Consider the following 13,130-nt stretch of genomic DNA (forward strand, 5'->3'; position numbering starts at 1 on the left):
TTGTGTGGAGATCGAATTTGCTTCAGGTCGGCTCGGAGACCAGTTAGTTCGTCTCCTCCGAAGCTCCCAGTGGCTAGGCGAGTGGGTCTGTGCGTGGTGAGCAGGTAGTATGGGAGCAGTTTTACACACCACCTTTAAGGAGCCTACAGCAGTGTCTGCCCCGGAATCCCCACAACGTCAAGGTTATAAGCGCGTGATGCTCAAGTTAGGTGGTGAGATGTTCGGTGGCGGTGAAGTCGGTATCGATCCTGACGTTGTTGAAAACGTTGCCACACAAATCGCCGAGGTTGCATCCACTGGCGCTGAGATCGCTGTTGTCATCGGTGGCGGTAACTTCTTCCGCGGAGCTGAGCTGCAGCAGCGTGGCATGGACCGCGCGCGCTCCGACTATATGGGTATGCTCGGCACGGTGATGAACTGCCTGGCACTCCAGGACTTCTTGCAGCAGCGGGGCATCGACACTCGTGTGCAGACCGCCATTAACATGGCCCAGATTGCAGAGCCTTACCTACCGTTGCGTGCAGCACGCCACCTTGAGAAAGGTCGCGTAGTCATCTTCGGTGCGGGTATGGGTATGCCGTACTTCTCTACGGATACCACCGCCGCACAGCGCGCCTTAGAAATCGGTTGCGAGGTGCTGCTCATGGCGAAAGCAGTCGACGGCGTCTACTCCGATGACCCCCGTACCAACCCAAACGCGGAATTGTTCACGGAGATCAGCCCTCGCGAGGTCATCGAAAAGGGCCTGAAGGTTGCAGATGCCACCGCGTTCTCACTGTGTATGGACAACAACATGCCCATACTCGTGTTTAATCTGTTGGAGCACGGCAACATCAAGCGTGCAATCGCAGGCGAGCAGATCGGCACGCTCGTCGCCTAGCCCAGCGTATGCAGGGTATGAGGTCGGGTAGAGTGGTGGGGTAACACCCGCTGCTAAGATTAGAAGCTGGACTAAATCTGAGACCTAAAGGAACCACTATGATTGATGACATCCTGTTGGACGCCGAAGAACGCATGGGAAACTCCGTTGAGCACACGCGTGAGGAACTGGTAACGATTCGTACCGGCCGTGCAAACCCAGCGATGTTCAATGGTGTGGTGGCTGACTTTTACGGCGCCCCAACGCCGATTAACCAGATGGCAACGATCTCGGTACCTGAACCGCGCATGCTCCTTATCAAGCCGTACGACATGTCCACAATGGGCGATATTGAAGACGCGATCCGCAATTCTGATCTTGGAGTCAACCCGACCAATGATGGCCAGGTGTTGCGTGTGACCATCCCGCAACTGACCGAAGAGCGTCGTCGCGACATGGTGAAACTAGCAAAGTCGAAGGGTGAAGACGGTAAGATCGCAGTCCGGAATATTCGTCGTAATGGTATGGACGGGCTAAAGAAGATTCAGAAAGACGGCGATGCTGGTGAGGACGAAGTAACCGCGGCGGAAAAGGAGCTTGACGGTATCACCGCCAAGTATGTCAAGCAGATCGATGACTTGGTGGAAAACAAGGAAGCAGAGTTGATGGAGATCTAAAGCCCTTTGAGTAGCGACCTCACGAATTTGATTAAGAAACAAGAACAGGCGCGGCGCCGAAAACGGGACCGTGCGCGACAACATCTTGAGGAGAAACTTCACCTCGAGATGCCCAAGCCGAAAAACTCGGCTGGCCGAGACCTACGGCAAGCAATCGCCGTGGGCGCTCTCCTTGGCGTTATCGTCATCATTGCCCTGATTGCCGGCCCGGTGGGGTGGTACCCGTTGGTGGCCGTTGCAGTTGGCGTTGCCATGTACGAAGTGTTGACCCGTCTGCGTGAAGTAGGCTACGTGTTGCCCCGCACAATCATGATCATTTTGGGGCAAGTGATGATCTGGGCGACGTGGCCCTTTGATGCAGCCGGTCTGCTCTTCGCCTTCACCATGAGTGTATTACTGCTCATGTTTGGGCGCTTATTCCACCATGGGCGTACGACACCCCCAAAGAATTATTTGCGTGATACCGCGGTATGCATCTTTGTGTTGGTTTGGATCCCATTGTTTGGCGCGTTCGCCGCTATGCTTTCCAAACTGGAAAGGTGGGAGGTGTCGGGCCCGCTATTCATTCTCACGTTTATGCTGTGTGTTGTCGCGTCCGATATCGGAGGTTACGTCGCCGGCGTAATGTTTGGATCCCACCCCATGGCTCCAGCGGTAAGCCCGAAGAAATCGTGGGAAGGCTTCGTTGGATCCGTGGTCTTCGGGATGGTCACCGGGGTGTTATGCGTAATCTTTCTCTTACACGCATCCTGGTGGATTGGTTTGGTCCTCGGTTTCGCACTCGTCGTGTGCGCCACGATGGGTGACTTAGTCGAAAGCCAATTCAAACGTGAGCTGGGCATTAAAGATATGTCGAAGATCCTGCCAGGCCACGGCGGTCTCATGGACCGTCTCGATGGGATGCTTCCTGCCGCCGCAGCAACCTGGCTGGTGTTGAGCGTAATCGCAATTTAGCGGCTGGCTTTCTTCACTTGGCGGCGCAGCTCAATAATGCGCCAGCCACCCACCAGGGCCATGATCAAAGCGCCAGTGATCGCGGAGAGCAGATAGGCGATTGCGGCAGGGAAGTGGACAGTCCACTGCAAGAAGGTAATTTCTACTTCTTGCTGATTCTGCAGAATGAACACGATAAGCACGATAAGCAGAAACGCGCCAATAATTAGCGCAGCCCATGTGCCTCCGGCGAAGGACCCCTTCACCTTTGTCTGCTCCTTGGTTTCTTCTCTGGTTACTTCTCGACGAGGCTCGTAGTCAGGCTCCTGCCGCGGTTGTTCGCGCGTGGAGTTCGACTCTTCAGTGATGTAGACTGATTCGTCGCGCGTAGCTGGTGGCTGACTTGTGGCATCAAACTGGTCCGGATAAGCGCCCGGCTGGTTTACAGGGTTATGTTCGTGTGTCATGCCCCAAGTGTAAACCCGGCGGTGTGATGGTGGCAGTTCACCCGTCGTTTTGTTCGATTTACGATGTGCCACTGGATCAATACTAAGCTTGCTACCTGCATAGACCCAGACAACGTTGACGGAGCACACCTGATGAGTGACAACATTCCTAAGATTCAACTACTTGCACCGAAGCATGGAATGCCCCCTAAGCACTTCGCTGACTTGGCCAAAGAGGAGCGCCAGGAGGCCATTCAGGAGCTGGGTCTGCCAAAGTTCCGCGCAGACCAGATCGCGCGCCACTACTACGGTCGTTTCGCGGCGGACCCCACCACGATGACGGATCTTCCTGCAGCTCAACGCGACTTGGTTAAAAAGGCCTTGTTCCCACAGTTGCTGCGCCCGGTCCGTACCGTGGAGACCGATGAAGGCGACACCACTAAGACGCTATGGCGCCTCCATGATGGAATCTTGCTGGAGTCGGTGCTGATGCGCTACCGGGACCGCGCCACATTGTGCATCTCCTCTCAGGCTGGTTGCGGTATGGCCTGCCCATTCTGCGCGACGGGCCAGGGTGGGCTGGACCGCAACTTATCTGCGGCCGAGATTGTTGACCAAGTGCGTGAGGCTGCGGCCCGCATGGAGTCGGAAGGTTCGCGCCTGTCTAACATCGTGTTTATGGGGATGGGGGAGCCGTTAGCCAACTACAAGCGTGTGGTCTCTGCTGTACGTCAGATCACGCAGCCGTCGCCGGATGGGTTCGGGATTTCGCAGCGTAATATTACAGTTTCTACGGTGGGACTTGCGCCGGCAATCAGGAGGCTTGCCGACGAAGGTCTCTCCTGCACACTCGCGGTCTCCCTTCATACACCTGACGACGAACTCCGCGACACGCTAGTACCAATCAACTTGCGGTACTCAGTAGAGGAAGTAATCGACGCTGCACGCTACTATGCTGACAAGTCCTCGCGGCGTGTGTCTATCGAATACGCGCTGATCCGCGACATTAACGATCAAGACTTCCGTGCCGACATGTTGGGCAAGAAGCTGCACGACGCGCTCGGCTCGAAAGCCCACGTGAACCTCATTCCGCTAAACCCTACACCTGGGTCGAAGTGGGATGCATCGCCCAAGCCACGTCAAGACGAATTTGTGCGCCGCGTTGTGGCCCAGGGAGTGACGTGTACCGTACGCGACACTAAGGGCCAGGAGATCGCGGCTGCGTGCGGGCAGCTAGCCGCTGATGAAAAAACTGGTGTTGCCCAGTAAATTAACCAGTATGCTGGAGGACATGTCGTCTATCCAATCGGTCCTTCCACCGCTGGCCCCTGACCCTGCTACCCAAGCATTGGCAGTGCGGGGGCTGACTAAGGTGTTCGGGAACAATGTCGCAGTCAATCGTTTATCTTTGGATGTTCCTCGTGGTTCCATCTTTGGCATAGTTGGTCCGAATGGTGCGGGTAAGACAACCATGATCACCATGGCCTGTGGCCTTTCTCGCCCGACGGAGGGCGAGGCGTGGATCGCGGGACACGAGGTGTGGAGTACACCAGTTGAGGCGAAGCGTGCGTTGGGTTTGCTTGCCGACGGAGCTACGGTCTTCGACCGTCTCACCGGTCGGGAGTACCTGGCCTACTTGGGTGGGCTGCGCAGGATGGACCAGTCGGTCGTCGAATCGCGCACGGCTGAGTTGCTGCAGGCGCTCGGGCTCGTGGAGGCCGACGATAAACAGATCGTTGACTACTCCGCGGGTATGACTAAGAAGATTCTTCTGGCGGGAGCACTCCTGCACAATCCAGAAGTACTGGTGCTTGATGAGCCGTTGGAAGCTGTCGACCCTGTCTCAGGCAGGTTGATCCAGTCTATTCTTCGTGCCTATGCAGCTGCGGGCGGCACTGTGGTGATTTCGTCGCATGTGATGAACCTAGTAGAAGGCCTATGTGATCACGTGGCGATCATCAACAAGGGTGTTGTGCTGACTGCCGGGCCTGTCTCGGATGTGGCGCAAGGCCGCTCCCTTGATGATGCATTTGTGGAGTTTGTCGGCGGTGAAGCGCTGGCAGAAGGTACTTTGGGTTGGCTGCGGGGTGATAACCAGTGACCCGCTTGCTGCTCAAACTGCACCGGACGTTGTGGTGGCGCAATGTGAAAAACAATGTGTCGGTAGCCATGATTGCGGTGTTGATTATTCTGTACACGCTGCTCGGGTTGGTCTCTATTGGCCTAGCCATGAGTACGGAACTAAGTAGTGGCAAGTGGCATGCCTTGACCGCCGCAGTAGCTATTGGTACCGGCGCATACGCTCTGGCTGCCATGGTATTTCCCAACGGGGAGAATCAGATTAGTCCTGCGCAGTTGGCGGCCCAACCTGTCACTTCGCGTGACGTGCTGCCGGCAATGGGGTGGGCATCTGTGCTTTCTAGCCGAGGCATTGCCGCTGTGATTGCCACTGTGGTCACCACTGGGGTGGCTACTGCGATGTTCGCGGGCGCAGGCAGACCGCTAGCTGCGGTTGCTGCTATACCGCTGATGCTGGTGGCATTGTTGACTACGGTGGTTTTGGGGGAGTTGGTTGCGTCTTTTAACCGTGGTGGAACGCGACGAAGCAAAGAGTTGACCAACGTTATTACATTGGTAGTCGGCTTCGGTGCGATCTTCGGTTTTAACTACTTAATGGGTTCGATGGGGGAGATCCCGCTGTCATCCTACGGCCGGTATCTTGCCTGGACACCGCTGGCGGCAGCGCCTGGTACGTTGGCCAGCGCGATGCACGGGGCGTGGCTGGCCGCAACTGTTCAGCTGCTGATCGCGGTTGCCACCGCGGTGGGTGGAATTTACCTGTGGCGGTTCTGGACGGTTCGAGAGCTCACTGCGCCACTCGATGTGCGTCGCGACAACACCACTGATACGTCCAGAGCTGCCGAAGAAGTGGCGCGCTCCCTGTTGTTGCCTTGGGTGCCGGCTGGTCCTGGGGGAGTGATCTATTCACGTGCTCTTCGCTACTTGCGTCGTGATTCGCGCGTGATGGGAACCCTGGTGATAATACCAATTGTTGCGGGAGTGTTTATCATCCAGGGCTTCATTATTGACACAAATATGCTGTATTTCGGTGCGGTGGTGATTAGCCTGTTCGTTGCATCTACTGCAATCAATGATTTTGGCTACGATGGTCCGGGCATTGCGTCCTATTCGCTGGCTGCCGTGCCCGCGCGCACAGTCGTGTTTGCTCGACATTTGGCATCCATCACAGTTCCAGTGTTCTTCGCCATCGTCTTCAACGTGGCGCTAGTAGTGATCATGGACAACACGGCATTAGCTGCGGTTGTGGCAGTGGTATGTCTCGGCCTTGCCTTGTCTTCATGCGCGCTCGCAGTGGTGTTGTCTGCTTTCAACCCGTACCCGATGTCGCGGCCCGGTACTAACCCGTGGTCCGATAAGTCGGGCAACAACGCTGCTGCCTATGTGTCTGTGTTTGCCACATTGCTGGTCAGCTGGATTCCTGTAGCCCCTGGTGCTGCGTTGGCAGCAATCGGGTGGGGTTCGTCGATCAGCGTGGTGTCGGCCGGAGTCGTGCTCGTACTGGCACTACCCGCAGCACTTTACGCCGGTGCGATCATTCTTGCTTCACGACGCTACGCTACCCACTTCCCGGAAATCTTCGCCAAGGTGGGGCACTGGATCAATTAAGGAGGCCTAGCGCGACCCCGTTGTGGCCCGGTCCCCGGCCCCGATTTTGTTGAGGGTGGAAGTCACACTGTGGAAGTTTGCGTGTTTGTGACTCCGAAGCCAGCGACACGCTTAAAGCTGCATTGTGACTTCCACACTCAGTAATTCTGGCAGCGTGATTCGAGGTAGCGAGTGCGAAAAGTTACGTCTAGCACATACAAAACCCCGGCTCCTCCTTACAGAGGGACCCGGGGTAATTATAGGGAGAAAGCTGTTACTTCTCGCTGGCTGCTGTAGAACCGGAGCGGTCTACGCGGGTGGTGTGAGCGTTAGGAGCCTTGGTGGAATCGATGCCGGCGAAGGTACCGGCAGTCTTCCCCGCGGAGTCCAGTTCACGCAAGTGTGCAACGCGTGCGGGATCAATGTTCAGTGCGCGCAGCTGGGAATCAGTCAGCTTTGCGTAATCACCAGACAGGGTTTTCTGGTCATAATCCCAGTCCTTTTCCTGGTAGCCGACAGGCTGGTTGACACCTGTCAGCGTGCGTACTTGAGATAGCTGCGGGCGCAGCGCAAACAGGATCAGGCCGATCGCGATCAGTGCTGCAATGACGATGAGCCAGAGGGTTTCCACGTGACCTCGGTGGTTGCCGAAGTGGTAAGCCACAAGGACGATCACCGAGATCCAGCCGGCGATCTGGATCGTCTTCGGGCTCAGCTCCGACCAGCCCCACTTTGCTGATGGAACGTCTTGCTCAGAGACGCCGTTATACACCTCGTAGGTCTTCTCATGGGACGTAGCCATGTGTTCTCCTTGTCATTCACAGTTAAAAGCAGTGCAGTACGCCACGGTTAAAGCACGGTTAAAGCACAGTGAAACCAGCATACGACATGCACTGATACCTGGCTTCTATCTTTGCATACGAAACAGGCATAACGTGAGTTGTCACCCCCTAAATGTTTCATACTTTCGCTTGACGGTTTTTGGGTGTCACAATGGGGACGTGAGCATGAAGAAAAAGATTGTGATCCTGGGGTCTACTGGCTCGATTGGCACACAGGCCATCGAGGTTGTCGAGGCGAATCCAGACCGATTTGAGGTTGTGGGAATTAGTGCTGCGGGTTCTAACCCAAACCTGGTGGTTCAGCAGGCGCGCGCCTTGCGGCTGAGCGCTGAACAAGTGGCAGTTGCCAAGCCGGAAGCTGCGCGTCAGGTCAGCCAGGAACTGGGGGGCACTGTCTTGTCCGGGGAGGAGGCGGCACGTTTGCTCGTCGATAAGCACCGTGCGGATACCGTGCTGAACGGGCTGGTCGGTTCGATGGGTTTGGCTGCCACGCTGGCCACGCTGAAGACGGGCGTAACGCTTGCGCTGGCAAATAAAGAGTCGTTGGTGGCGGGCGGCACGTTCGTGACGTCTCAGGCGCAGCCGGGACAGATCGTGCCGGTGGACTCTGAGCATTCTGCGATGGCGCAGTGCCTGCGTGCCGGGCGTGCCGACGAAGTGGCGCGCTACGTGCTCACTGCATCTGGCGGGCCGTTTCGGGGGCAGACCCGTGAGCAGATGTGGGACGTCACTCCCGAGCAGGCGGCCGCGCATCCGACGTGGTCGATGGGGCAGATGAATACGCTGAACTCGGCAACCATGGTGAACAAGGGCCTTGAGCTGATTGAGGCCACCTTGCTGTTCAACGTGGCCCCTGAGCTGATTGATGTGACCGTGCATCCGCAGTCCATCATCCACTCAGCCGTGACCTTCGTCGATGGCAGTACCATTGCTCAGGCTAGCCCGCCGAGTATGAAGCTACCGATCAGCCACGCCTTGGCTTGGCCACGTCGCGTTGCTGATGCCCAGCCTGCGCTCGACTTCAGCCAGTCGCATGACTGGCGCTTCGAACCACTTGACGACGAAGCCTTCCCCGCTGTCCAGCTGGCACGCGATGTGGCAACTCAAGGGGGTACGTTCCCTGCGGTGTACAACGCGGCGAACGAAGAGGCCGCAGCGGCATTTCTGGGTGGTCGGATCCGTTTTCCTCAGATTGTGGATGTGGTCGCCGAGATAGTTGGTGGGGCTGCCGATTTTGCGGTTCCGGCAACATCGTTCGAAGATGTTGTGACTGTAGAAGACGAAGCTCGTCGTCGCGCTAACGCGCTAATCGACGAAATCGCCGACTAAAAGGCCTGGTAAGAAAGGGGCTCACCCACGGTGGGGTCTTATATTTTGGGTGTTGTCCTGTTTGCTTTGGGCATCGCCGTCACCATTGCGTTGCATGAGCTAGGCCACCTGTTGGCTGCCCGGAGCTTTGGCATGCGCGTGCGCCGCTACTTCATTGGTTTTGGCCCTACAGTGTGGTCTACCACAAAGGGGCATACAGAATACGGTGTTGCTGCGTTACCGTTTGGCGGGTTTTGTGACATTGCGGGAATGACCGCCCAGGACCCAGTCACTGCAGAAGAGGCGCCACATGCCATGGTGAATAAGCCGTGGTGGCAGCGTGTCATTGTGCTTTCTGGTGGCGTTCTGATGAACCTATTTTTGGGGTTTATCATCCTGTACTTCGTGGCGGTGAGTGCTGGTATCCCTAACCCGTACGCGGACCGCACACCCACAGTAGGCGAAGTAGCGTGTGTATCCGATCAGATCGACGAAGAAACACTTGCGGATTGTTCAGGTTCCGGCCCCGCCGGTGAGGCAGGTGTGCAGGTCGGAGACAAGCTCGTTTCGGTCGATGGCCACCAGTTGGAACACTTCACGGATCTGAGGGATTATGTGATGCTGCGCCCCGGGGAAATAGTGGAGCTGACAGTGGACCGAGGTGGGCAGGAGTTGACGCTGCCGATCAACGTGGAGCCGGTGAAGCGTTTAAACGCCCAAGGCGAGATGGTCGATGCAGGGGCGATCGGCCTAGTCAATGCACCAGTTAAGGATCCGATCCGCCAGTTTGGCCCGCTTGAGGCTGTCCCCGCGTCGTTAACGTTTTCAGCGCAAACAATAGAAGCCACATTCCACGCGCTCCTCGAATTCCCAGCGAAGATCCCAGGTGTGGTGGCTGCAGTTTTTGGCGCTGAACGCGACGTTGAGGACCCGATGAGCGTGGTGGGTGCGTCGATGGCCGGCGGCGAGTTGGTGGAGCGCTCTTTGTGGAGCGTGTTTTGGATGCTGCTGGCTAACCTGAATTTCTTTCTCGCCATGTTCAACTTGGTGCCCCTCCCGCCATTAGATGGTGGACACATTGCTGTGGTGCTATATGAGAAGGTTCGCGATTTTTTCCGTGGCCTGCGTCGGCTGCCACCGGGACCGCCGGCAAACTATGAGAAGCTCATGCCACTGACTTTTGTCATGGCGGCGACATTGCTCACCATTGGTGTGATTGTGATCGTCGCGGATGTGGTGAATCCGATTAGGCTGTTCGGGTAATTGACACCAGTGCTAATCTGGTGGGCAGCGCTACCGCTAGTTCGTCGTGATTGAGGAGAATGATGACTTCACCCATCGGCCTTGGAATGCCGGAAGGCCCAGCCCCCACGCTCGCCCCACGCCGCAAGACCCGCCAATTGTCCGTTGGTGGGGTAGGGGTTGGCTCTGACCATCCGGTGACCGTGCAGTCGATGACCACGACGAAGACTAATGACATCAACTCCACACTGCAGCAGATCGCGCAGTTGACCACCGCAGGCTGCGATATAGTACGCGTGGCGTGCCCCAAGACCGTCGATGCTGAGGCATTGCCCATCATCGCGAAAAAGTCTCCGATCCCCGTGATCGCTGATATTCACTTCCAGCCGAAATATATTTTTTCTGCGATCGACGCCGGATGCGCTGCCGTGCGCGTGAATCCGGGCAATATCAAGGAATTTGACGGCCGTGTGAAAGAAGTTGCGAAGGCAGCCGGAGATGCGGGTATCCCCATCCGTATCGGAGTCAACGGCGGTTCGCTGGATAAGCGGCTTTTGGCAAAGTATGGCAAGGCTACTCCCGAGGCACTGGTTGAGTCCGCGATTTGGGAGGCGGGCCTGTTCGAGGAGCATGGCTTCGGCGATATCGCGATCTCGGTGAAACACTCGGACCCGGTGTTGATGGTGGAGGCCTATCGCCAGCTGGCTGCGCAAACAGACTACCCGCTACACCTCGGCGTTACAGAGGCCGGCCCGAAGTTCCTCGGCACCATTAAGTCTTCGGTGGCGTTTGGTGCGCTGCTGAGCCAGGGTATCGGCGATACTATTCGCGTGTCTTTGTCGGCCGACCCGATAGAGGAGATCAAGGTAGGCGACCAAATCTTGCAGTCGCTGAACCTGCGCGAGCGTGGCTTGGAGATCGTGTCGTGCCCATCGTGTGGTCGCGCACAGGTGGACGTGTTCACCTTAGCGGAGAATGTCACCGCTGGTTTGGAGGATCTGGAATACCCGCTGCGGGTGGCTGTGATGGGCTGTGTTGTCAACGGCCCAGGGGAGGCGCGCGACGCTGACCTCGGCGTGGCATCTGGCAATGGTAAAGGCCAGATCTTTGTCAAGGGTGAGGTCGTGAAGACGGTTCCAGAAGCAGAAATCGTCGAGACGCTCATTGCGATGGCCCACCAGATCGCTGAGGAAGAAGGCCTAGAAGAGAAGTCGGGAAACAAGGTGGAAGTCAAGGTTACTCGCTAGACTTTCTTCGACTAGGAAGTGGCAGCATTGACCGTTCGGTCGGTGCTGTTATTTTTTGGGCATGAAACGCATCTGGGTGCTGCTCACCGTGATCCTCCTTGGTGCCAGCTTCGTCGCATGTACGCCGAAACCGAACTCGGCCGAGCCCACTGCTCAAGAATTTATAGATGCGCTGGCTCGCCATGATACGGATGCCATCGCCGCGCTTGTCGACGACTCCGCCGCGGCGACCGGAACAATTGATGCGACGTTTTCTGGTTTGCAGGCCGAGGGCCTCACAACAGAACTGACAGGTGTAGAACAGGATGAGAACCTCGCAACTGCGCATTTTTCTCTGCGGTGGCAGCTGCCCCGCCAGCGCGAGCTTGCCTATGACACGTCGATGATTCTCACTCAGACTGACGAGGAGTGGACGGTGCGGTGGCAGCCGTCGGTGCTGCACCCGTCGTTGGGTGCGCATCAGCACTTAGAGCTGCGCCCGGTGCAGGCGGAGAAAGCATCGGTGATTTCATCGGATGGTGTGGAACTGCTGAAGCCCGGTGTGGCCTACAGGTTGTTGGTGGATACCGATGCGATGCGCCGGGCGCCGGAGACAGCGCATGCGATCTCGACAGCGCTGGCTGAGGCACACGATCGCGACGGTGCCGTGCCCACCCGTAAGGCCGGCCAGCTTACCGTGGAGCTGGAGAACGCGGCCGGGGTTTACTCCGTTGCGATGATCCCCCAGGCGCAGGGGCCTGCGGTGGCTGAGGCTCTTGCTGGTGAGCCCGGCGTGCGCCTCAACGAGGAGGCTGCCATGGTAAACGCTGATCCAACATTTGCTCCGGATATCATGGCACGGGTCGGCCGCATTGTAGGCGATGACCTCGACGGCGCGAACGGGTGGCGTGTGGCCAAGGTCAACCAGGAAGGTGCGGCGATGGAGGATGTGGAATTCCACGAACCTGACCCGGCGCCAGCAGTGCGGATCAGCCTGGATCACAACTTACAACGCGCAGCTGAAGCGGCGCTGGAACCCGTTGCCGGGCAGCAAGCGGTGATCGTAGCGGTGCGCCCGTCGACCGGCCAGATCCTCGCTATTGCGCAGACACCAGCCGCAGATCGCGAGGGCAATATTGGTTTGATGGGGCAGTATCCGCCGGGCTCGGTATTCAAGATCATTACGGCTGCTGCCGGGCTTGAACGCCAGGGCTTATCGACGTCCGCTATCGTGCCGTGCCCGGGCACTATGGACATCTACGGCCGTGTGGTGACGAATTATGCAGGCTTCTCATTGGGCAGCGTGCCACTGCAGCGTGCCTTTGCCAATTCTTGTAACACCACGTTTGCGGATATGTCGACCAAGTTGGAGCCGGGAGAGCTGCAGGAAGTGGGCAAGCAGTTTGGGCTGGGAGTGGACTATGACATTCCTGGATTAGATACTATGACGGGATCCATCCCAGAAGGTGTGACCCCTCTGGAGCGCACGGAGGCCGGCTACGGCCAGGGTTATGATCTGTCCAGCCCGTTTGGTCTTGCCATGGTGGCAGCCACAGCCGCCAACGGTGTCACCCCCGTCCCATACTTGATCGAAGGCCAGGAGACCGTGGTGAACGAACAAGTGCCCCCATTGAGCCCGGACACTATCGAGGGTGTGCGGCAAATGATGCGCTCGGTGGTCACTGAGGGTACCGCCCGGGGAATGAGCGCGGGCGGAGAAATCCACGGCAAAACTGGTGAAGCGGAGATCAACGAGGGTTCGCACTCATGGTTTGCGGGATACCGGGATGATATAGCCTTTGCAACACTTGTTGTGTTAGGTGGTGGATCGGAGGCCGCTGTTGCGGTAACGGATCGAATGCTGATCAACTACGACCAGGCTGTTCACCCTGCGTAGTCTTCGTCGATGAGCGAGGACTAGCATTGTTCAT

General features: G+C 57.4%; 12 protein-coding genes. 10 read left to right on the forward strand and 2 right to left on the reverse strand.

Annotated features, from left to right (window positions below):
• Positions 1 to 196 precede the first annotated feature (196 nt).
• The 3 genes from pyrH (at position 197) to CKV99_RS04030 (ending at position 2,490) form a co-directional block, all read left to right on the forward strand.
• Positions 197 to 880, forward strand: a complete 684-nt coding sequence (gene pyrH / locus CKV99_RS04020) for a UMP kinase (RefSeq protein WP_218141569.1) — start codon at positions 197 to 199, stop codon at positions 878 to 880.
• A gap of 98 nt (positions 881 to 978) precedes the next feature.
• Positions 979 to 1,536, forward strand: coding sequence for a ribosome recycling factor (gene frr, locus CKV99_RS04025; protein ID WP_092254759.1), 558 nt, complete (start codon positions 979 to 981; stop codon positions 1,534 to 1,536).
• A gap of 108 nt (positions 1,537 to 1,644) precedes the next feature.
• A complete protein-coding gene (locus CKV99_RS04030; RefSeq protein ID WP_092254762.1) occupies positions 1,645 to 2,490 on the forward strand; it encodes a phosphatidate cytidylyltransferase in 846 nt (281 codons plus the stop codon).
• On the opposite strand, the gene CKV99_RS04035 is transcribed toward CKV99_RS04030, so the two are convergent.
• A complete protein-coding gene (locus CKV99_RS04035) occupies positions 2,487 to 2,936 on the reverse strand; it encodes a LapA family protein (RefSeq protein ID WP_092255648.1) in 450 nt (149 codons plus the stop codon). The two genes, CKV99_RS04030 and CKV99_RS04035, sit on opposite strands and share 4 nt — an antisense overlap.
• Before the next feature lie 132 nt (positions 2,937 to 3,068).
• On the opposite strand from CKV99_RS04035, the gene rlmN reads away from it, so the two are divergent.
• From rlmN to CKV99_RS04050, 3 genes are read left to right on the forward strand one after another with little or no spacing between them, the layout of a single operon-like run.
• Complete coding sequence (gene rlmN / locus CKV99_RS04040; RefSeq protein ID WP_092254766.1) at positions 3,069 to 4,184, forward strand: 23S rRNA (adenine(2503)-C(2))-methyltransferase RlmN; 1,116 nt, start codon at positions 3,069 to 3,071, stop codon at positions 4,182 to 4,184.
• A 22-nt stretch (positions 4,185 to 4,206) separates the two neighbouring features.
• Positions 4,207 to 5,016, forward strand: coding sequence for an ABC transporter ATP-binding protein (locus tag CKV99_RS04045; protein ID WP_092255651.1), 810 nt, complete (start codon positions 4,207 to 4,209; stop codon positions 5,014 to 5,016).
• Positions 5,013 to 6,602 (forward strand): hypothetical protein, encoded by a 1,590-nt coding sequence (locus CKV99_RS04050; RefSeq protein WP_092254770.1) that lies wholly within the window; start codon positions 5,013 to 5,015, stop codon positions 6,600 to 6,602. Before CKV99_RS04045 ends, CKV99_RS04050 begins: the two co-directional genes overlap by 4 nt.
• 253 nt (positions 6,603 to 6,855) lie before the next feature.
• Here CKV99_RS04050 and CKV99_RS04055 read toward each other — a convergent pair whose 3' ends face one another.
• The gene (locus CKV99_RS04055; protein WP_092254774.1) at positions 6,856 to 7,383 is read right to left on the reverse strand and encodes a DUF2631 domain-containing protein; all 528 of its coding nucleotides are present in this window, start codon (positions 7,381 to 7,383) and stop codon (positions 6,856 to 6,858) included.
• A 205-nt stretch (positions 7,384 to 7,588) separates the two neighbouring features.
• On the opposite strand from CKV99_RS04055, the gene dxr reads away from it, so the two are divergent.
• From dxr to CKV99_RS04075, 4 genes are all read left to right on the forward strand, one after another.
• Positions 7,589 to 8,752, forward strand: coding sequence for a 1-deoxy-D-xylulose-5-phosphate reductoisomerase (gene dxr, locus CKV99_RS04060; protein WP_092254777.1), 1,164 nt, complete (start codon positions 7,589 to 7,591; stop codon positions 8,750 to 8,752).
• 30 nt (positions 8,753 to 8,782) lie between these two features.
• Positions 8,783 to 9,994: a M50 family metallopeptidase gene (locus tag CKV99_RS04065; RefSeq protein ID WP_092254780.1), complete on the forward strand. Its 1,212-nt coding sequence runs from the start codon at positions 8,783 to 8,785 to the stop codon at positions 9,992 to 9,994.
• A gap of 62 nt (positions 9,995 to 10,056) precedes the next feature.
• On the forward strand, positions 10,057 to 11,220 hold the full coding sequence (gene ispG / locus CKV99_RS04070; RefSeq protein WP_092254783.1) for a flavodoxin-dependent (E)-4-hydroxy-3-methylbut-2-enyl-diphosphate synthase: 1,164 nt from the start codon (positions 10,057 to 10,059) through the stop codon (positions 11,218 to 11,220).
• A gap of 61 nt (positions 11,221 to 11,281) precedes the next feature.
• A complete protein-coding gene (locus CKV99_RS04075; RefSeq protein ID WP_092254786.1) occupies positions 11,282 to 13,096 on the forward strand; it encodes a penicillin-binding transpeptidase domain-containing protein in 1,815 nt (604 codons plus the stop codon).
• Positions 13,097 to 13,130: the final 34 nt, after the last annotated feature.

The organism is Corynebacterium cystitidis, from assembly GCF_900187295.1.
In the GTDB taxonomy this organism is placed as follows: domain Bacteria; phylum Actinomycetota; class Actinomycetes; order Mycobacteriales; family Mycobacteriaceae; genus Corynebacterium; species Corynebacterium cystitidis.